The sequence below is a fragment of the Methylobacterium indicum genome (assembly GCF_001043895.1).
GTDB lineage: Bacteria > Pseudomonadota > Alphaproteobacteria > Rhizobiales > Beijerinckiaceae > Methylobacterium > Methylobacterium indicum.
Genome location: NZ_JTHF01000015.1, coordinates 1 through 18,541 on the forward strand (window position 1 = coordinate 1; position 18,541 = coordinate 18,541).

Here is an 18,541-nt window from a genome sequence, read left to right on the forward strand (position 1 = left end):
CGACAACGTCGGCGTGCTGCTGCGCGGCACGAAGCGCGAGGACGTGGAGCGCGGCCAGGTCGTGTGCAAGCCGGGTTCGGTGAAGCCGCACACCCGGTTCAAGGCCGAGGCGTACATCCTGACGAAGGAGGAGGGCGGCCGCCACACGCCGTTCTTCACCAACTACCGTCCGCAGTTCTACTTCCGGACCACGGACGTGACCGGCGTGTGCCAGCTCCCCGAGGGCACCGAGATGGTGATGCCGGGCGACAACGTGACCATGGACGTCACGCTGATCGTGCCGGTCGCCATGGAGGAGAAGCTCCGCTTCGCCATCCGCGAGGGCGGCCGCACCGTCGGCGCCGGCGTCGTCGCCTCCATCACCGAGTAAGCGTCCAGGCGCTTCCACGAGCGGACAGGTGACGGGGCGGGCCTCGTGCCCGCCCCATCCCGTCGCGAGGTAGACATCACATGAACGGCCAGAACATCCGTATTCGCCTCAAGGCGTTCGATCATCGCATCCTGGATTCGTCGACCCGCGAGATCGTCTCGACGGCGAAGCGGACCGGGGCCCAGGTTCGCGGGCCCATCCCGCTGCCGACCCGGATCGAGCGCTTCACCGTCAACCGCTCGCCCCACATCGACAAGAAGTCGCGCGAGCAGTTCGAGATGCGCACTCACAAGCGCGTGCTCGACATCGTCGATCCGACGCCCCAGACCGTGGACGCGCTGATGAAGCTCGACCTCGCCGCCGGCGTCGACGTGGAGATCAAGCTCTGAGGACCCGCGGGTTCTTAGAGCTTCACTAGGCCGCGCGGGGGAGAACCATGCGCTCAGGAGTCATTGCACAGAAGGTCGGCATGACCCGCGTCTTCACGGACGCCGGCGAGCATGTTCCGGTCACGGTGCTCAAGGTCGATCAGTGCCAGGTGGTGGCCCACCGCACGGTCGAGAAGAACGGCTACGTCGCGCTCCAGGTGGGCGTCGGCAAGGCCAAGGTCAAGAACGTGTCCAAGGCCCAGCGCGGCCACTTCGCTGTCGCGAAGGTCGAGCCGAAGCGGAAGCTGGCCGAGTTCCGCGTCACCGAGGATGCGATCATCCCGGTCGGTGCCGAGATCACCGCGGACCACTTCCTGGCGGGTCAGTTCGTCGACGTGACGGGCACGACCACCGGCAAGGGCTTCGCCGGCGGCATGAAGCGCTGGAACTTCGGGGGCTTGCGCGCCACGCACGGCGTGTCGATCTCGCACCGGTCGATCGGTTCGACCGGCGGCCGTCAGGACCCGGGCAAGACCTTCAAGAACAAGAAGATGCCGGGTCACCTCGGTGTCGAGCGGGTCACGACCCAGAACCTGCGCGTCGTGCGCACCGATGTCGAGCGCGGCCTGATCCTGGTCGAGGGCTCGGTGCCGGGTGTCGACGGCGGCTGGATCTTCGTCCGCGACGCCGTGAAGCGCAAGCTGCCGGCCGACGTGCCGATGCCGGGCAAGTTCCGTGAGCAGACCGCTGCGGCGCAGGAGACCCCTGCCGACGCTCAGGTCGAGGCTCCCGCGGCTCCGGCCACCGAGGAGAACGCGTGATGAAGTTCGAGATCACCACGCTCGACGGCGCCGAGGCCGGCTCGGTCGAGCTCGACGAGGCCATCTTCGGTCTCGAGCCCCGCGCCGACCTGCTGCAGCGCTGCGTCCGCTGGCAGCTCGCCAAGCGCCAGGCTGGGACCCACCAGACCAAGCAGCGCGGCGAGATCGCCCGCACGACCAAGAAGCTCTACAAGCAGAAGGGCACCGGTAACGCCCGTCACGGCGCTGCCTCCGCCCCGCAGTTCCGCGGCGGCGCTCGGGCCCACGGCCCGGTCACCCGCTCGCACGCCCACGACCTTCCCAAGAAGGTCCGGGCGCTGGCGCTCCGCCACGCCCTCTCGGCCAAGGCCAAGAGCGCGGCGCTGATCGTCATGGACGACGCCCGCCTCGAGGAGGGCAAGACCAAGGCGCTCAAGGAGCGGTTCGGCAAGCTGTCGCTCTCGAACGCCCTGATCATCGGCGGCGCCGAGCTCGACCAGAACTTCGCCCGTGCGGCCCGCAACCTGCCGCAGATCGACGTCCTGCCGGTGCAGGGCATCAACGTCTACGACATCCTGCGCCGCGAGAAGCTCGTGCTGACCCGCGCCGCCGTCGATGCGCTGGAGGCGCGATTCAAATGAGCGCTGATCCGCGCCACTACGACGTGATCGTCTCCCCGGTCATCACCGAGAAGGCGACGAACCTCTCGGAGCTCAACAAGGTTGTGTTCCGGGTGGCCCCGAAGGCGACGAAGCCGCAGATCAAGGAAGCGGTCGAGAAGCTGTTCGAGGTCAAGGTGAAGAGCGTCAACACGCTTGTCACCAAGGGCAAGGCCAAGATGTTCCGCGGTCAGCGCGGTCAGCGTTCGGACGTGAAGAAGGCGATCGTCACCCTCGAAGAGGGCCAGACCATCGACGTCACGACCGGGCTCTGAGGGAACGGCGTAAGGAAACAAGCCAATGGCTTTGAAGACATTCAAGCCGGTCACGCCGAGCCTTCGCCAGCTCGTGATCGTGGACCGTTCGGAGCTCTACAAGGGCAAGCCGGTCAAGGCGCTGACGGTGGGCAAGTCGTCCACCGGCGGCCGCAACAACCTCGGCCGCGTCACCGTCCGCTTCCGCGGCGGTGGCCACAAGCGGACGCTGCGCCTCATCGACTTCAAGCGGCGTGAGCACGCCGGCAAGGTCGGCACGGTCGAGCGGATCGAGTACGATCCCAACCGCACGGCGTTCATCGCCCTCGTCAGCTACGAGGGCGGCGCGCAGAGCTACATCCTGGCTCCGCAGCGCGTGAAGGCCGGCGACAAGGTCGTCTCGGGCGAGCAGGTCGACATCAAGCCCGGCAACGCCATGCCGCTCGGCAGCATGCCGGTCGGCACGATCGTGCACAACGTCGAGCTGAAGATCGGCAAGGGCGGGGCGATCGCCCGGTCCGCGGGCAACTACGCCCAGATCGTCGGCCGCGACCAGGGCTACGTCACGCTGCGCCTGAACTCGGGCGAGCAGCGCCTGGTGCACGGCCAGTGCTACGCGACGGTGGGCGCGGTCTCGAACCCCGACCACATGAACATCTCGCTCGGCAAGGCGGGTCGCAACCGCTGGCTCGGCAAGCGTCCGCACAACCGCGGCGTCGCGATGAACCCGGTCGACCACCCGCACGGCGGCGGCGAGGGTCGCACGTCGGGCGGTCGTCATCCGGTCACGCCGTGGGGTGTCCCCACCAAGGGCAAGAAGACCCGCTCGAACAAGCGCACCGACACGTTCATCGTGTCGAGCCGCCACAACCGCAAGAAGTAAGGGCGTCGTCCCATGGCACGTTCAATCTGGAAGGGGCCGTTCATCGACGGCTACCTCCTCAAGAAGGCGGACGCCGCGCGCGGCGCGAGCCGCAACGAGGTGATCAAGATCTGGAGCCGTCGCTCCACGATCCTTCCGCATTTCGTTGGTCTGACCTTCGGGGTCTACAACGGGCAGAAGCACATCCCGGTCTACGTTTCCGAGGAAATGGTCGGTCACAAGTTCGGCGAGTTCTCGCCGACCCGCACCTTCCACGGTCACGCGGCCGACAAGAAGGCGAAGAGGCGCTAAGATGGGCAAGGCAGCAGCACCCCGCGCGCTCCCCGAGAACGAGGCCAAGGCCGTGGCGCGCATGCTGCGCGTCAGCCCGCAGAAGCTGAACCTCGTGGCTCAGCTCATCCGCGGCAAGAAGGTCTCGCACGCGCTCGCCGACCTGCAGTTCTCGCGCAAGCGGATCGCGGTCGACGTCCGCAAGTGCCTCGAGAGCGCCATCGCCAACGCCGAGAACAACCACGACCTGGACGTGGACGATCTCGTCGTGAAGGAGGCCTATGTCGGCAAGGCGCTGGTTCTCAAGCGCTTCCACGCCCGCGCCCGCGGCCGTGGCGCCCGCATCCTGAAGCCGTTCGCGAACCTCACCATCGTGGTGCGCGAAGTCCCGGCCGAAGTCGCCTGAGGAGGGACCGATGGGTCAGAAAGTCAATCCGATCGGTCTGCGTCTCGGCATCAACCGGACCTGGGACTCGCGCTGGTACGCCAACAAGGGCGAGTACGCTCGCCTGATGCACGAGGACGTCGCGATCCGCAAAGCGCTGCTCAAGCAGCTCAAGCAGGCCGCGGTCTCCAAGATCGTCATCGAGCGCCCGCACAAGAAGTGCCGCGTCACCATCCACTCGGGCCGCCCGGGCGTGGTGATCGGCAAGAAGGGTGCGGACATCGAGAAGCTGCGCAAGCTCGTCAACTCGATGACCAAGGCCGACGTGACGATCAACATCGTCGAGGTGCGCAAGCCCGAGATCGACGCCACCCTGGTGGCCGATTCGATCGCCCAGCAGCTCGAGCGCCGCGTCGCCTTCCGTCGTGCCATGAAGCGCGCCGTGCAGTCGGCGATGCGTCTGGGCGCCGAGGGCATCCGCATCAACTGCGCCGGCCGCCTCGGCGGCGCCGAGATCGCCCGGCTCGAGTGGTACCGCGAGGGCCGCGTGCCCCTGCATACGCTGCGCGCCGACGTCGATTACGGCACGGCCACGGCGTTCACGACCTACGGCACCTGCGGCATCAAGGTGTGGGTGTTCAAGGGCGAGATCCTCGAGCACGACCCGATGGCCCAGGACAAGCGCGCGCACGAGGAGGGCGGCCGTTCGGGCGGACGTCGCGACCGTGAGCGCGGCGAGCGCGGCGGACGGGACGCGGCGGCCTAAGGGCCGCCCGTCTCCCGCCCTTCAGTTTTGAGAGGCTGCCATGCTGCAACCCAAGAAGACGAAGTTCCGCAAGCAGTTCAAGGGCCGCATCCACGGCGCCGCGAAGGGCGGAACCGATCTGAACTTCGGCTCCTACGGCCTCAAGGCCATGGAGCCGGAGCGGATCACCGCGCGTCAGATCGAGGCGGCCCGCCGCGCGATCACCCGCGAGATGAAGCGTCAGGGCCGGGTCTGGATCCGGATCTTCCCCGACGTCCCCGTGACCGCGAAGCCGACCGAAGTCCGCATGGGCTCCGGCAAGGGCGCGCCCGAGTACTGGGCCGCCCGCGTGCATCCGGGCCGCATCATGTTCGAGATCGACGGCGTGGCCGAGGACATCGCCCGCGAGGCGTTGCGCCTGGGTGCCGCCAAGCTGCCGGTCCGCACGCGCTTCATCCAGCGCATCGCCGACTGAGGAGAATATTCGAGATGAAGTCGAGCCAGAGGCTGTCTGACCTGAGCGCGCTGTCGCCGGATCAGCTCGGCGAGGAGCTCCTGAACCTGAAGAAGGAGCAGTTCAACCTGCGCTTCCAGCGGGCCACGGGTCAGCTCGAGAACGTCGCCCGGGTGCGCGAAGTGCGCCGCGACATCGCCCGCGTCCGTACCCTGCAGCGCCAGAAGACGCTGCAGGCGGCGCAGGGCTAAGGGGGAGTTACCACCATGCCGAAGCGCGTGCTGCAGGGCGTCGTCGTCAGCGACAAGCAGGACAAGACCATCGTCGTGAAGGTGGAGCGTCGCTTCACCCATCCGGTGATGAAGAAGACCATCCGCCGGTCGAAGAACTACCACGCTCACGACGAGAACAACGCGGCCAAGGTCGGCCAGCAGGTGTTCATCGAGGAGTCGCGGCCCTATTCCAAGCTCAAGACCTGGAAGCTGGTCGAGGGCGAGGCCGTCGCGACCGCCGAGGCGTAGGGCGCCGCGCCTTCGGGCGTGCGATGCCGCAAAGCCGGTCGGGGGCGCCCTTTGGTGCCCCCGAGGCCTTGTCAGGACGGTCGATCCGGTGTAATCGGCCGGCCTCCACCGAAACATGAAGGGCGTGTGACGCGCTCCTCATCGCGTTCGTTGACCGCGCCAGCGCGAGCAATCGCGCTGCAGCGCGGTCTTTTAATGGACGGGGACGCGAGATCCCCATCAGGCTGCCGTCCGCCGGGCAATCGTGCCCGACGGAGACCTGCCTGAAACAAGGAAAGGGCGTTAGGCCGTGATCCAGATGCAGACGAATCTGGACGTCGCCGACAATTCCGGCGCACGTCGCGTGATGTGCATCAAGGTGCTCGGCGGTTCCAAGCGCAAGTATGCCGGCGTCGGCGACATCATCGTGGTGTCGGTGAAGGAGGCTATTCCGCGGGGCCGCGTGAAGAAGGGCGACGTCATGAAGGCGGTCGTCGTTCGCACCGCCAAGGACGTCCGTCGGGCCGACGGTTCGGTGATCCGCTTCGACCGCAACGCGGCGGTGCTGATCAACAACCAGAAGGAGCCGATCGGCACGCGTATCTTCGGACCCGTGCCGCGCGAGCTGCGGGCTCGCAACCACATGAAGATCATCTCGCTGGCGCCGGAGGTGCTGTAATGGCTGCGAAGGTGAAGAAGGGCGACAAGGTCGTCGTCCTGACCGGCCGCGACAAGGGTCGCACCGGCGAGGTCATCCAGGTGATGCCGAAGGAAGACCGGGCGCTCGTCCGGGGGATCAATCTGGTGAAGCGCCATACGCGCCAGACCCAGACCTCCGAGGGCGGGATCATCTCCAAGGAGGCGGCGATCCACCTGTCGAACCTGGCGGTCGCCGACCCCAAGGACGGCAAGCCCACCCGGGTTGGTTTTCGCATTCTGGAAGACGGGCGCAAGGTTCGCTTCGCGAAGCGCTCGGGAGATCTGATCGATGGCTGAGGCGCTCAAGGACGGGTACACCCCGCGGCTCAAGAAGCACTACGAGGAAGTGGTGCGTCCCAAGCTGATCGAGGAGTTCGGCTACACCAACCCCATGCAGGTGCCGACGATCGAGAAGATCGTCGTCAACATGGGCGTCGGCGAGTCGACCCAGGACTCCAAGAAGGCCACGGTCGCCGCCGAGGATCTCGGCCTGATCGTCGGCCAGAAGCCGGTCATCACCCGGGCCCGCAAGGCGATCGCGACCTTCAAGGTCCGCGAGAACATGCCGATCGGCTGCAAGGTCACGCTGCGCAAGCAGCGGATGTACGAGTTCATGGATCGCCTGATCACCATCGCGCTGCCGCGCGTGCGTGACTTCCGCGGCCTGAACCCGAAGTCGTTCGACGGGCGCGGCAACTACGCCCTCGGGATCAAGGAGCACCTGGTGTTCCCCGAGATCAACTACGACAAGGCCCAGAACACCTGGGGCATGGACATCGTCGTGGCGACCACCGCCAAGACCGATGCCGAGGCCCGGGCGCTCCTGAAGCACTTCAACTTCCCGTTCCGGCAGTGAGGGCTGACCGCCCCCATACGCGGACACTGGAGAGCTAGAACATGGCTAAGACGAGCAAGATCGAGAAGAACAAGCAGCGGCGGGAGCTCGTGAAGCTCTACGCGCCGAAGCGCGAGGCGCTGCTGGCGACCGCCAACGACGAGTCGCTGTCGATGGAGGAGCGCTTCGAGGCGCGCCTCAAGCTGGCGGAGCTGCCCCGCAACTCCAGCCCGACCCGCATCCGCAACCGCTGCGAGATGACCGGCCGTCCCCGCGCTTACTACCGTAAGCTCGGCATCTCCCGCGTCGCGCTCCGCGACCTGGGTTCCCGGGGGCTGATCCCCGGTCTGGTCAAGTCCAGCTGGTAAGGGGAGGGCGCCACAGATGATCAACGATCCCGTGGGCGATATGCTCACCCGCATCCGCAACGGCCAGATGCGTCGTCGCAACGTCGTGCAGACCCCCGGCTCCAAGCTGCGGGCGCGCGTCCTCGACGTCCTGAAGTCCGAGGGCTACATCCGCGACTACGCCACGACCGACTATGGCAACGGGCGCACCGAGTTCGCGATCGAGCTCAAGTACTTCGACGGCCAGCCGGTGATCCGCTCGATCGAGCGCGTCTCCAAGCCGGGCCGCCGGGTCTACTCGTCGGTCGATACCCTGCCGCGCGTCGCCGACGGCCTGGGCATCACCATCGTCTCCACCCCTCAGGGCGTCATGGCCGACCACGAGGCGCGCGAGCGCAACGTCGGCGGCGAGGTGCTCTGCAAGGTCTTCTGACCTGCAGACCCTGACAGCCGAAAAGGAAAGACGAGCATGTCCCGCGTAGGCAAGAAGCCCGTGACCGTCCCGGCCGGCGTGACCGCCACCGTCGACGGCCAGAACGTCAAGATCAAGGGCCAGAAGGGCGAGCTGCAGTTCCGGGTCCCCGACCAGGTGTCGGTGGCGCACGAGAACGGCGCGATCTCGGTCCAGCCCCGGTCGCAGTCCAAGGAGGCCCGCGCGATGTGGGGTCTCTCCCGCGCCCAGGTGTCGAACCTGGTCGAGGGCGTCACCAAGGGCTACGAGAAGAAGCTCGAGATCAACGGCGTCGGCTACCGTGCTGCGGTTGCCGGCAAGGTTCTCAAGCTGTCGCTCGGCTACAGCCACGACATCGAGTACGCGATCCCGGAAGGGATCTCGATCGCCACGCCCCGGCCGGTCGAGATCATCGTCACCGGTATCGACAAGCAGCGCGTCGGTCAGGTCGCGGCGGAGATCCGCGATTATCGCGGCCCCGAGCCCTACAAGGGCAAGGGCGTCAAGTACGCCGGCGAGTTCATCTTCCGCAAGGAAGGCAAGAAGAAGTAAGGACCGCCGATGTCTCGCAAAATCGAACTGCTCGACCGGCGCCGCGCGCGCGTCCGGCGGGCGATCCGCAAGGCGGCCAACGGTCGTCCGCGGCTCTCGGTGTTCCGCTCCTCCAAGCAGATCTACGTCCAGGTCATCGACGACGCGACCGGCCGCACCCTGGCCGCCGCGTCGAGCCTGGAGAAGGACCTGCGCGGCCGTCTCAAGACCGGCGCCGACAAGGCCGCCGCGACGGAAGTCGGCAAGCTGGTGGCGGAGCGTGCCAAGGCGGCCGGCGTGAGCCAGGTCATCTTCGACCGCTCGGGCTACCTCTATCACGGCCGGGTCAAGGCCCTGGCCGACGCGGCCCGCGAGGGCGGCCTGGACTTCTGATCCCGCAAGAGGGGAGGGCGCTCGTCGAGCGCCGCCCCGTCCGGGTTCGGCACGATGTCCCAGGAGACGAGGGGGCCGACGAGGCTCCCTCTCTCGTTACGGCGGATCGAAACTTTGCGAGCGGGACCGCCGCCCGCGTCAGTCGAATGGACATGACACATGGCACGTGAGCGTGAGGGTCGTCGCCGCGACGACCGCGAGGAGCGCGACAGCGAGTTCGTGGACAAGCTGGTCCACATCAACCGCGTCGCCAAGGTGGTGAAGGGCGGCCGTCGCTTCGGTTTCGCGGCGCTCGTCGTCGTCGGCGACCAGAAGGGACGCGTCGGTTTCGGTCACGGCAAGGCCCGTGAGGTTCCCGAGGCCATCCGCAAGGCGACGGAAGCCGCCAAGCGCGGTCTCGTCCGCGTGGCGCTCCGCGAGGGCCGCACCCTGCACCACGACGTCCAGGGCCGTCACGGCGCCGGCAAGGTCATCCTGCGCGCGGCCCCGGCCGGCACCGGCATCATCGCCGGCGGCCCGATGCGCGCCGTCTTCGAGACCCTGGGCATGCAGGACGTCGTGGCGAAGTCGCTCGGCTCCTCGAACCCCTATAACCTCGTGCGCGCCACCTTCGACGCGCTGAAGAACGAGGATTCCCCCCGTTCGGTCGCGGCCCGCCGCGGTCTCAAGGTGTCGGCCCTCCAGGCCCGCCGTCGTGACGCCGACTCGGCCGCTTCGGCCGATTCCGCCGACGCGGCGTAAGGAGGCGCTCCGATGGCTGAGAAGAAGACCGTCCGCGTGCAGCAGATCGGCTCGCCGATCCGCCGCGAGGCCAGCCAGCGTCAGACGCTGGTCGGCCTGAAGCTGAACAAGATGCACCGCATCGCGACGCTGGAGGACACCCCCTCGGTGCGCGGCATGATCGCGAAGGTGCATCACCTCGTGCGCGTTCTCGACGACGCGGCTTGAGGAGGGCACCATGAAGCTCAACGAAATCCGTGACAACGAAGGCGCAACCAAGAAGCGGATGCGCGTCGGCCGTGGTATCGGCTCCGGCAAGGGCAAGACCGGCGGCCGCGGCGTGAAGGGCCAGAAGGCGCGCTCCGGCGTCGCCATCAAGGGCTTCGAGGGCGGCCAGATGCCGCTCCACCGTCGCCTGCCCAAGCGCGGCTTTAACAACCCGGGCGCGACCGACCTCAACGCGGTCAACATCGGTCGCATCCAGCAGGCGGTGGATGCCGGCAAGCTGGACGTCTCGGCTCCCGTTACCGTCGAGTCGCTGATCGCCGCCGGCGTGGTCTCCAAGGCCCGCGACGGGGTGAAGATCCTCGGCGTCGGCGAGCTGACCGCCAAGCTGACGTTCCAGGTTTCCCGGGCGTCGAAGTCGGCGGTCGAGGCGATCGAGAAGGCCGGCGGCTCGGTGACCCAGTCGCTCGCCACCGCCGACGACGCGGTTGCGTCGGCCTAAGGCACACTTTAAGTCACCGATCATCGGCGGCGGCCCGTGCGACCAGCGCGAGGCCGCCGCTCGTGTTTTGGGGGATGCCCGCGCATCCCTGGCCGCGCTCTCCGCGGACCCGACCCGAGGACGTTCAACCCATGGCCTCTGCAGCCGAGCAGCTCGCCGCCAACCTCAACTTCGGCGCCATCGCCAAGGCCGAAGAGCTCAAGAAGCGGATCTGGTTCACGCTTGGCGCCCTGATCGTCTACCGGCTCGGGACCTACATCCCGCTGCCCGGCATCGATCCCGACGCGCTGCGCCAGAGCTTCGCCAACGCCCAGGGCGGCGTGCTCGGCCTGTTCAACATGTTCTCCGGCGGTGCCGTCGAGCGCATGGCGATCTTCGCGCTCAACATCATGCCGTATATCTCGGCCTCGATCATCGTGCAGCTGCTCACCTCGGTGGTGCCGTCGCTCGAGGGGCTGAAGAAGGAGGGCGAGTCCGGCCGCAAGGTCCTCAACCAGTACACCCGCTACCTGACGGTGGTGCTGGCGATCTTCCAGGCCTGGGGCATCGCGGTCGGGCTGCAGAGCTCCGGCGGCATCGTGCAGGACCCGGGGCCGTTCTTCCTCGTCTCGACCGTCATCACGCTCACCGGCGGTACGCTGTTCCTGATGTGGATCGGCGAGCAGATCACCTCGCGGGGCATCGGCAACGGCTCCTCGCTCATCATCTTCGCGGGCATCGTCGCCCACCTGCCCTCCGCCATCGCCGGCACCCTCGAGCTCGGCCGCCAGGGTGCGCTGTCGACGGTGGTGATCCTCGGCGTCGTCGTGATGGCGGCCGCCGTCGTCTACTTCATCGTGTTCATGGAGCGCGCCCAGCGCCGCCTCCTGATCAACTACCCCAAGCGCCAGGTCGGCAACCGGATGTACGAGGGCCAGACCTCGTTCCTGCCGCTCAAGCTCAACACCTCGGGCGTCATCCCGCCGATCTTCGCTTCGTCGCTGCTGCTGCTGCCGGCCACGGCGGCGAGCTTCCAGACCGATCCGAACGGCACCGGGATCATCGCCACCATGGCGACCTATCTCGGCCACGGCCGGCCGCTCTACATGCTGCTCTACGCGGCCCTGATCATCTTCTTCGCGTTCTTCTACACCGCGGTGGTGTTCAACCCGCAGGAGACGGCGGACAACCTGAAGAAGCATGGCGGCTTCATCCCGGGCATCCGTCCGGGCGAGCGCACCGCCGAGTTCATCGACAAGGTCCTGTCCCGCATCACGGTGATCGGCGCCGCCTACCTGACGGTGATCTGCCTGATCCCGGAGATCCTGGTCTCCTACGCCTCGCTGCCGTTCTACTTCGGCGGCACCTCGCTGCTGATCGTGGTCTCGGTCACCATGGACACGGTGGCGCAGGTCCACGGCCATCTGCTGGCGCACCAGTACGAGGGTCTGGTGAAGAAGGCGAAGCTGCGCGGCGCCCGCCGGCGCTGATCGCGGCGCCCGGGCCGGTTCGCCGGCCCGGGTTCCCGGAGCGAGCCCTCGCGTCCAATGCCCTTGCGTCCGGGCGTCCGCCTGGCGCATGGTCGCTTCCCTTGCGCCGGTTCGGACGGGGGTCCGGGCCTTAGCGCATGGTCGGATTTCGGGTGCAACCGGTCCCAGGCTACAACGAGCATACAGGCCGCGCCGAGGACGAAGGATCTAAGGCGAGACGCGGCCGAGGGGAGAGACAGGTTATGCGGATCATTCTGCTCGGCCCGCCTGGCGCCGGGAAGGGCACCCAATCGGCGCGCATCGTCGAGCGGTTCGGAATCCCGCAGCTCTCGACCGGCGACATGCTGCGCGCCGCCGTCGCGGCCGGTACCCCGGTCGGCCTCAAGGCCAAGGCCCTGATGGAGAGCGGCGCTCTCGTCTCCGACGAGATCGTGATCGGCATCGTCGCCGACCGGATCGAGGAGGCGGATGCCCGCTCCGGCTTCATCCTCGACGGCTTCCCGCGGACCGTCGCCCAGGCCGTGGCCCTCGAGACCATGCTCTCCCAGAAGGGCCTGCGCCTCGACGCCGTGGTCGAGTTCAAGGTCGACGAGGACGCCCTCGTCGGCCGGATCGCGAAGCGCGCCGCCGAGACCGCGGCCCGCGGCGAGCCGGTGCGCAAGGATGACACGCCGGAGGTCTTCAAGACCCGGCTCGAGGCCTACCGCGCCCAGACGGCGCCGCTCTCGGCGCATTACGCCGGCACCGGCCTGCTGCGCCAGGTCGACGGCATGGCGCCGATCGACGAGGTGACGAAGCAGCTTGAGACGCTGCTGGCCCCGTTCCAGACCGTGTCCGCCTGAGGGCGGGGCGCGGTTGACAAGCCGGCGCGCCCGCGCTAGTGGGCGCTCCTTCGTTCAGACCCGGACGGCCCGGCGAGCCTCTTTGGAGGCCGCTCCGGGCCGATTTGCCGTCGGGACGGCGCGCAGGGGCCGGGCTCCACCGGACGCGCGCGACACCAGAAACATCGTCCCGGCCACGGCCGCGGACGTGATGGAGAGCAGGACACCATGGCCCGTATCGCCGGCGTCAACATCCCGACCAACAAGCGCGTCGTCATCGCGCTCCAGTACATCCACGGCATCGGCGCCAAGAAGGCCGAGGAGATCACCGAGAAGGTCGGCATTCCGGCCGAGCGTCGCGTGAACCAGCTCACCGACGCCGAGGTGCTGCAGATCCGCGAGACCATCGACCGCGACTACGTCGTCGAGGGCGACCTGCGTCGCGAAGTCTCGATGAACATCAAGCGCCTGATGGATCTCGGCTGCTACCGCGGCCTGCGTCACCGCCGCAACCTGCCGGTCCGCGGCCAGCGCACCCACACCAACGCCCGTACCCGCAAGGGCAAGGCGAAGCCGATCGCCGGCAAGAAGAAGTAAGCCGCGGTCAGCATAGGATCGGCGGGTCCCGGGATCAGGTCCCGAGGCCTGCCCGACACCGGCGGCGCGCCAGCGCCGCTCACGACACCCGCAAGACACGTCCCGAGCGCCTGGCACCACGGGCGCGCCTGAAGGATCGAAAGACAGTATGGCCAAGGAAGCAACCCGCGTCCGTCGTCGCGAACGCAAGAACATCGTGTCGGGCGTCGCCCACGTGAACGCCTCGTTCAACAACACGATGATCACCATCACGGACGCTCAGGGCAACACGATCTCGTGGTCGTCGGCCGGCGCCATGGGCTTCAAGGGCTCCCGCAAGTCGACGCCCTACGCCGCCCAGGTCGCCGCCGAGGATGCCGGCCGCAAGGCCGCCGAGCACGGCATGCGCACCCTCGAGGTCGAGGTCTCGGGCCCCGGTTCGGGTCGCGAGTCGGCGCTTCGCGCGCTGCAGGCCGCGGGCTTCACGGTGACGTCGATCCGCGACGTGACCCCGATCCCGCACAACGGCTGCCGTCCGCGCAAGCGTCGTCGCGTCTGATCGTCCCCACGTCCCGGGGAGCCCCTTGCGGGCTCCCCGGCCGACGGCCCGCGAAGAGGATTGCGTGTCGATAGCTCCCACCGCCGACTTCGCCCGCCCCGGCGTCCTCCCCTGGACGCTGGGCGATCGCGTTGTGGTCGCCCTGAACGACGGTCATCTCGTGGCCTCGCTCGGGCTGGTGCAGGGCATTCCCGCCGACGAGGCGGGGCGGCTGCAGGCGGAGGGGTTCCGGGACGCGGCCGCGCCGCGGATCACCGTGAACGCCTTCCTGATCCTCGGCGGGGCGAAACCCGTGCTGGTCGATGCCGGCATGGGGGCGGGCGGTCCCGACACCCTCGGCCACCTGCCGAAGGCGCTCGCCGCCTGCGGCGTGGCGCCCGAGGACGTCGGAACGGTGCTGGTGACCCACCTGCATTCCGATCACATCGGCGGCTTGATCGCGCGGGACGGCGCCGTGGCGTTCCCCAACGCCGAGGTGGTGATCCCGGAGGCGGAGGCCGCCTACTGGCTCGCCGAAGGCGCCGAGGCCCGTGCCCCGGAGGGCGCCAAGGCGGGCTTTCGCCGCGCGCAAGGCCTCGTTTCGGCCTATGGCGGCCGGATTCGCCGGGCCGGCGGGGGCGAGGTGCTGCCGGGGATCGAGGCGATCCCGGCGCCCGGCCACACGCCGGGCCACACCGCCTACCGGGTCCAGTCGGGAGACCGCTCCCTGCTGATCTGGGGCGACGTGGTGCATCTGCCGGCGATCCAGCTCGCCCGTCCGGAGGTCGGTCTGACCTTCGACGTGGACGGCGCGGTGGCGGCCGCCACCCGCAAGCGCATCCTCGACCAGGTCGCCGCCGAGCGCAGCCTGGTCGCCGGGATGCATCTCGATTTTCCGGCCCTCGGCTATGTCCGGCGCGACGGCGCCGGCTTCGCCTGGGTCCCGGAGCAGTGGAGCGCGGCGTCCTGACCGCCCCTGCTTCGAACGCGTGAGAGATCAGGACGGCGGTGTCTCCCGGGCGCGGGAGGGATCGCGAGGGGAGGGCCCTTCGGGGTTGCCCCGGTGTAAGTTGGCGAGAGGTGCGAACGTGGTCATTCAGAAGAACTGGCAAGAGCTGATCAAGCCGAACAAGCTCGAGGTCACCCCCGGGCACGACCCGAAGCGGATCGCCACCGTGGTGGCCGAGCCGCTGGAGCGCGGCTTCGGCACCACCCTCGGCAACTCGCTGCGCCGGGTCCTCCTGTCCTCGCTCCAGGGCGCGGCGGTCACCGCCGTCCAGATCGACGGCGTGCTGCACGAGTTCTCGTCGATCCCGGGCGTTCGCGAGGACGTCACCGACATCGTCCTCAACATCAAGACCATCGCGATCCGCTCGTCCAGCGACACGCCCAAGCGCATGACCCTGCGCAAGACCGGCCCGGGCCTCGTGACCGCCGGCGACATCGCCACGATCGGCGACGTGCAGATCCTCAACCCCGACCTGGTGCTCTGCACGCTGGACGACGGCGCCGAGATCCGCATGGAGTTCACGGTCTCGGCCGGCAAGGGCTACGTCCCGGCCGACCGCAACCGTCCCGAAGACGCCCCGATCGGCCTGATCCCGGTCGACGCGCTGTTCTCGCCCGTCACCAAGGTGTCCTACCGTATCGAGAACACCCGCGAGGGCCAGGATCTCGACAAGGACAAGCTGACCATGACGGTCGAGACCAACGGTGCGGTCTCGCCCGAGGATGCGCTGGCCTATGCCGCCCGCATCATCCAGGACCAGCTCCAGATCTTCGTGAACTTCGAGGAGCCCCGCAAGGAGGAGGCCGCGCCGCTGGCGCCGCAGCTGCCCTTCAACCCGGCGCTGCTCAAGAAGGTCGACGAGCTCGAGCTGTCGGTCCGCTCGGCCAACTGCCTCAAGAACGACAACATCGTCTATATCGGCGACCTCATCCAGAAGACCGAGGCGGAGATGCTCCGCACCCCGAACTTCGGCCGCAAGTCGCTCAACGAGATCAAGGAAGTGCTGGCCGCGATGGGCCTGCACCTCGGCATGGACGTTCCCGGCTGGCCGCCGGAGAACATCGAGGATCTCGCCAAGCGCTTCGAAGAGCATTACTGAGCCGGTCGCGGCGCGGGACGGTAGGTCCCGCGCCGCCACTCCGGATGCGCCGTCCGATGGGCGGCGCATCCGGAGTGGCGGTTCACCGCCCTCGCACCACAAAGGACGGCCGACCCGTGGCACGGCGGCCGAGAACCAAAGGAGAGAGCCATGCGTCACGGTTTCCGGGGTCGTCGCTTCAACCGCACCGTCGAGCATCGCAAGGCGATGTTCTCGAACATGTCGGCCGCGCTGATCAAGCACGAGCAGATCATCACCACCCTGCCGAAGGCCAAGGACCTGCGTCCGGTCGTCGAGAAGCTGATCACGCTGGGCAAGCGCGGCGACCTGCATGCCCGCCGTCAGGCGATCGCGGCTCTGCGCGGCGACGAGGTGATGGTCAAGAAGCTGTTCGACGTGCTCGGCCCCCGCTACGAGGGCCGTCCGGGCGGCTATTGCCGCATCATGAAGGCCGGCTTCCGCTACGGCGACAACGCCCCGATGGCGGTGATCGAGTTCGTCGATCGCGACGTCGACGCCCGCGGCAAGGATTCCGGCCCGGTCCAGGTCGCCGACGAGACCCCCGCGGAGTAATCCGCTCGACCTTCTCGACGTCTTCGAAGGCGGCCCTCGCGGGCCGCCTTTCTTCTTTGGCGGGAACCTCGCGCCCCGGCGCACGATCTCCCTTGCGGCATCCACAGCCCGCGAAGGGAGACGTGACCTCATGACCAAGCTGACCATTCCGGCCCTCGCCGCCCTGATCCTCGCCGGCAGCAGCGCCGGTGCCCTCGCCGACAAGGTCGGGGCCGACTGGATGCCGATCGGCCAGGTGATCCAGAAGGTCGAGGCTGCCGGCTACACCCAGATCTCCGAGATCGAGGCCGATGACGGCCATTGGGAAGGAGAGGGGATGAAGGACGGCAAGCCGATGAAGTTCAAGGCCGATCCCCGCACCGGCGCCATCCTGTCCGAGAAAGCCGGCAAGTAGGGGCTGCCGGACGACGAAGCCGGCAGGGGGCGGCGGGTCGGATTATCCCGGCCGGCGCCATTCCGCAGGGGAGCCCTGCCGGCAAAACGCTGGATTCCCAGGGGTGGGAGGCGCAAAGGTGGGGCGCCTTTCCGTCCACCAGCGAACCGTCCCATGACTGCCATTCCTGCGCTTGCCGATCTCCAGGCCCGTTACGCCGCCCTGCAGGGGCGCGGCCTCAAGCTCGACATGACCCGGGGCAAGCCGGCGCCCGAGCAGCTCGACCTGTCCGACGACCTGTTCACCCTCCCGGGCAACCGCGACCACCGCACCGAGAGCGGCGAGGATGCCCGCAACTACGGCGGCGTGCAGGGTCTGGCCGAGGTGCGCGCCCTGTTCGCGCCGGTGGTCGGGGCGTCGCCGGACCGGATCGCCATCGGCAACAATTCGAGCCTCGCGCTCATGCACGATTGCATCGCCTACGCGCTCCTGAAGGGCGTGCCCGGCGGGACGCGGCCATGGGCCAAGGAGGAAGAGATCCGCTTCCTCTGCCCGGTGCCGGGCTACGACCGCCACTTCGCCCTGTGCGAGACCTACGGCATCGGCATGATCCCGGTGCCGATGACCGCCGACGGTCCGGACATGGATGTGGTCGAGCGCGAGGTCCGCGATCCCCGGGTGAAGGGGATGTGGGCGGTGCCGCAATACTCGAACCCCGGCGGCGAGACCTATTCCGACGCCACCGTCGAGCGCCTCGCCCGGATGGAGACCGGCGCGCCGGATTTTCGGCTGTTTTGGGACAACGCCTACGCGCTGCACCACCTGACCGAGCGCCGCCCGACCCTGCGCAACGTCCTCGACGCCTGCGCGGAAGCGGGACACCCGGACCGGGCGATCGTCTTCGCGTCGACCTCGAAGGTGACGCTCGCCGGCGCGGGCCTGGCGATGCTGGCCTCGTCGGAGGGCAACATCCGCTGGTATCTCGCCAATGCCGGCAAGCGCAGCATCGGGCCGGACAAGCTCAACCAGCTGCGCCACGTCCGCTTCCTGCGCGACCAGGGCGGGCTCGACGCGCTGATGGACGGTCACCGCCGCCTGCTGGCGCCGAAGTTCAAGGCCGTCACCGAGACCCTGGCCCGCCATCTCGGCGGCACCGGCGTCGCGCGCTGGAGCGAGCCGGAGGGCGGCTACTTCATCCTGCTCGAAGTGCCGGTGGGCTGCGCCACCCGCGTGGTGACGCTCGCCGCCGCCTGCGGGCTGGCGCTGACGCCGGCCGGCGCCACCCATCCCTATGGGCGTGACCCACAGGACAAGCTGTTGCGCCTCGCCCCGTCCTATCCGAAGCCCGCCGAGGTCGAGGCCGCGGCCGAGGTGGTGGCGGTCTGCGTGCTCCTGGCCGCCGCCGAGAGCCGCGAGGCCGGCGGGAGCGGGCAGGTGGCGGCCTGAGGGCAGGCCCGTAACGACGCAGGTGACCGGCGGTCGGTCCGCCGGTCACGCACATCAGGCGGCGCGTCCTCATCCAGGATGGCGACGGCTCGCGACGGCGTGAGATGCGTCTCACGCCGGTCTTCCGGTCCGAGCGTCGAATCGAAGTCGATTGCTGACCGACAGGGATCCGGACGACATCCCGGCCCGATCGACCGACTCTTACGTTCACCATTCGACATACCATCCCGGGGTGCTGCAAGGCGC

Annotated in this window: 31 protein-coding genes; all 31 read left to right on the forward strand. The window is 68.4% G+C overall.

Annotated features, from left to right (window positions below; genetic code table 11):
• On the forward strand, positions 1-370 hold a 370-nt coding region (locus tag QR78_RS01985; RefSeq protein ID WP_048425812.1), incomplete at its 5' end, for an EF-Tu C-terminal domain-related protein.
• Positions 371-450: 80 nt separating this feature from the next.
• Positions 451-759: a 30S ribosomal protein S10 gene (gene rpsJ, locus QR78_RS01990; protein WP_012330343.1), complete on the forward strand. Its 309-nt coding sequence runs from the start codon at positions 451-453 to the stop codon at positions 757-759.
• 47 nt (positions 760-806) lie between these two features.
• Complete coding sequence (gene rplC, locus QR78_RS01995) at positions 807-1,559, forward strand: 50S ribosomal protein L3 (protein WP_048425813.1); 753 nt, start codon at positions 807-809, stop codon at positions 1,557-1,559.
• Complete coding sequence (rplD, locus tag QR78_RS02000) at positions 1,559-2,179, forward strand: 50S ribosomal protein L4 (RefSeq protein WP_048425814.1); 621 nt, start codon at positions 1,559-1,561, stop codon at positions 2,177-2,179. The genes rplC and rplD overlap by 1 nt, the downstream gene beginning before the upstream one ends.
• Positions 2,176-2,472: a 50S ribosomal protein L23 gene (locus QR78_RS02005; protein WP_048425815.1), complete on the forward strand. Its 297-nt coding sequence runs from the start codon at positions 2,176-2,178 to the stop codon at positions 2,470-2,472. Before rplD ends, QR78_RS02005 begins: the two co-directional genes overlap by 4 nt.
• 25 nt (positions 2,473-2,497) lie before the next feature.
• On the forward strand, positions 2,498-3,334 hold the full coding sequence (gene rplB / locus QR78_RS02010) for a 50S ribosomal protein L2 (protein WP_048425816.1): 837 nt from the start codon (positions 2,498-2,500) through the stop codon (positions 3,332-3,334).
• A 12-nt stretch (positions 3,335-3,346) separates the two neighbouring features.
• Positions 3,347-3,625 (forward strand): 30S ribosomal protein S19, encoded by a 279-nt coding sequence (gene rpsS, locus QR78_RS02015; protein ID WP_048425817.1) that lies wholly within the window; start codon positions 3,347-3,349, stop codon positions 3,623-3,625.
• A gap of 1 nt (position 3,626) precedes the next feature.
• Complete coding sequence (rplV, locus tag QR78_RS02020) at positions 3,627-4,010, forward strand: 50S ribosomal protein L22 (RefSeq protein WP_048425818.1); 384 nt, start codon at positions 3,627-3,629, stop codon at positions 4,008-4,010.
• 10 nt (positions 4,011-4,020) lie between these two features.
• Positions 4,021-4,755 carry a 30S ribosomal protein S3 gene (gene rpsC, locus QR78_RS02025; protein WP_048425819.1) on the forward strand — a complete coding sequence of 245 codons (735 nt, stop codon included), beginning with the start codon at positions 4,021-4,023 and terminating at the stop codon, positions 4,753-4,755.
• 40 nt (positions 4,756-4,795) lie between these two features.
• Positions 4,796-5,209 (forward strand): 50S ribosomal protein L16, encoded by a 414-nt coding sequence (gene rplP, locus QR78_RS02030; RefSeq protein ID WP_048425820.1) that lies wholly within the window; start codon positions 4,796-4,798, stop codon positions 5,207-5,209.
• Positions 5,210-5,223: 14 nt separating this feature from the next.
• The gene (gene rpmC, locus QR78_RS02035; RefSeq protein WP_048425821.1) at positions 5,224-5,439 is read left to right on the forward strand and encodes a 50S ribosomal protein L29; all 216 of its coding nucleotides are present in this window, start codon (positions 5,224-5,226) and stop codon (positions 5,437-5,439) included.
• A gap of 15 nt (positions 5,440-5,454) precedes the next feature.
• The gene (rpsQ, locus tag QR78_RS02040) at positions 5,455-5,709 is read left to right on the forward strand and encodes a 30S ribosomal protein S17 (RefSeq protein ID WP_048425822.1); all 255 of its coding nucleotides are present in this window, start codon (positions 5,455-5,457) and stop codon (positions 5,707-5,709) included.
• Between the two features lie 289 nt (positions 5,710-5,998).
• On the forward strand, positions 5,999-6,367 hold the full coding sequence (gene rplN / locus QR78_RS02045) for a 50S ribosomal protein L14 (RefSeq protein WP_048425823.1): 369 nt from the start codon (positions 5,999-6,001) through the stop codon (positions 6,365-6,367).
• A complete protein-coding gene (gene rplX, locus QR78_RS02050) occupies positions 6,367-6,684 on the forward strand; it encodes a 50S ribosomal protein L24 (RefSeq protein ID WP_048425824.1) in 318 nt (105 codons plus the stop codon). Before rplN ends, rplX begins: the two co-directional genes overlap by 1 nt.
• Positions 6,677-7,243, forward strand: coding sequence for a 50S ribosomal protein L5 (gene rplE / locus QR78_RS02055; protein ID WP_048425825.1), 567 nt, complete (start codon positions 6,677-6,679; stop codon positions 7,241-7,243). The genes rplX and rplE overlap by 8 nt, the downstream gene beginning before the upstream one ends.
• Before the next feature lie 41 nt (positions 7,244-7,284).
• A complete protein-coding gene (gene rpsN, locus QR78_RS02060; protein WP_048425826.1) occupies positions 7,285-7,590 on the forward strand; it encodes a 30S ribosomal protein S14 in 306 nt (101 codons plus the stop codon).
• Positions 7,591-7,606: 16 nt separating this feature from the next.
• A complete protein-coding gene (rpsH, locus tag QR78_RS02065; RefSeq protein WP_048425827.1) occupies positions 7,607-8,002 on the forward strand; it encodes a 30S ribosomal protein S8 in 396 nt (131 codons plus the stop codon).
• Between the two features lie 36 nt (positions 8,003-8,038).
• Positions 8,039-8,572 (forward strand): 50S ribosomal protein L6, encoded by a 534-nt coding sequence (rplF, locus tag QR78_RS02070; RefSeq protein WP_048425828.1) that lies wholly within the window; start codon positions 8,039-8,041, stop codon positions 8,570-8,572.
• A 9-nt stretch (positions 8,573-8,581) separates the two neighbouring features.
• Positions 8,582-8,944 (forward strand): 50S ribosomal protein L18, encoded by a 363-nt coding sequence (gene rplR / locus QR78_RS02075; RefSeq protein ID WP_048425829.1) that lies wholly within the window; start codon positions 8,582-8,584, stop codon positions 8,942-8,944.
• 159 nt (positions 8,945-9,103) lie between these two features.
• Positions 9,104-9,685: a 30S ribosomal protein S5 gene (gene rpsE / locus QR78_RS02080; protein WP_048425830.1), complete on the forward strand. Its 582-nt coding sequence runs from the start codon at positions 9,104-9,106 to the stop codon at positions 9,683-9,685.
• A 12-nt stretch (positions 9,686-9,697) separates the two neighbouring features.
• On the forward strand, positions 9,698-9,892 hold the full coding sequence (gene rpmD, locus QR78_RS02085) for a 50S ribosomal protein L30 (RefSeq protein WP_048425831.1): 195 nt from the start codon (positions 9,698-9,700) through the stop codon (positions 9,890-9,892).
• Between the two features lie 10 nt (positions 9,893-9,902).
• Positions 9,903-10,391 carry a 50S ribosomal protein L15 gene (gene rplO, locus QR78_RS02090; RefSeq protein ID WP_048425832.1) on the forward strand — a complete coding sequence of 163 codons (489 nt, stop codon included), beginning with the start codon at positions 9,903-9,905 and terminating at the stop codon, positions 10,389-10,391.
• Positions 10,392-10,522: 131 nt separating this feature from the next.
• On the forward strand, positions 10,523-11,860 hold the full coding sequence (secY, locus tag QR78_RS02095) for a preprotein translocase subunit SecY (protein WP_048425833.1): 1,338 nt from the start codon (positions 10,523-10,525) through the stop codon (positions 11,858-11,860).
• Between the two features lie 242 nt (positions 11,861-12,102).
• Positions 12,103-12,702, forward strand: coding sequence for an adenylate kinase (locus QR78_RS02100; RefSeq protein ID WP_048425834.1), 600 nt, complete (start codon positions 12,103-12,105; stop codon positions 12,700-12,702).
• Between the two features lie 207 nt (positions 12,703-12,909).
• On the forward strand, positions 12,910-13,278 hold the full coding sequence (gene rpsM, locus QR78_RS02105) for a 30S ribosomal protein S13 (RefSeq protein ID WP_048425835.1): 369 nt from the start codon (positions 12,910-12,912) through the stop codon (positions 13,276-13,278).
• Positions 13,279-13,426: 148 nt separating this feature from the next.
• Positions 13,427-13,816 carry a 30S ribosomal protein S11 gene (gene rpsK, locus QR78_RS02110; RefSeq protein WP_015928609.1) on the forward strand — a complete coding sequence of 130 codons (390 nt, stop codon included), beginning with the start codon at positions 13,427-13,429 and terminating at the stop codon, positions 13,814-13,816.
• Between the two features lie 64 nt (positions 13,817-13,880).
• Positions 13,881-14,765, forward strand: a complete 885-nt coding sequence (locus tag QR78_RS02115; protein WP_244276392.1) for an MBL fold metallo-hydrolase — start codon at positions 13,881-13,883, stop codon at positions 14,763-14,765.
• Between the two features lie 100 nt (positions 14,766-14,865).
• The gene (locus tag QR78_RS02120; protein ID WP_210344715.1) at positions 14,866-15,903 is read left to right on the forward strand and encodes a DNA-directed RNA polymerase subunit alpha; all 1,038 of its coding nucleotides are present in this window, start codon (positions 14,866-14,868) and stop codon (positions 15,901-15,903) included.
• A 150-nt stretch (positions 15,904-16,053) separates the two neighbouring features.
• Entirely contained in the window at positions 16,054-16,476 is a 423-nt protein-coding gene (rplQ, locus tag QR78_RS02125; protein WP_048425837.1) for a 50S ribosomal protein L17, read from the forward strand.
• Positions 16,477-16,606: 130 nt separating this feature from the next.
• Positions 16,607-16,870: a PepSY domain-containing protein gene (locus QR78_RS02130; RefSeq protein ID WP_048425838.1), complete on the forward strand. Its 264-nt coding sequence runs from the start codon at positions 16,607-16,609 to the stop codon at positions 16,868-16,870.
• A 153-nt stretch (positions 16,871-17,023) separates the two neighbouring features.
• Positions 17,024-18,295 carry an aspartate aminotransferase type Ic gene (locus QR78_RS02135; RefSeq protein ID WP_048425839.1) on the forward strand — a complete coding sequence of 424 codons (1,272 nt, stop codon included), beginning with the start codon at positions 17,024-17,026 and terminating at the stop codon, positions 18,293-18,295.
• The last annotated feature ends 246 nt before the right edge of the window (positions 18,296-18,541 follow it).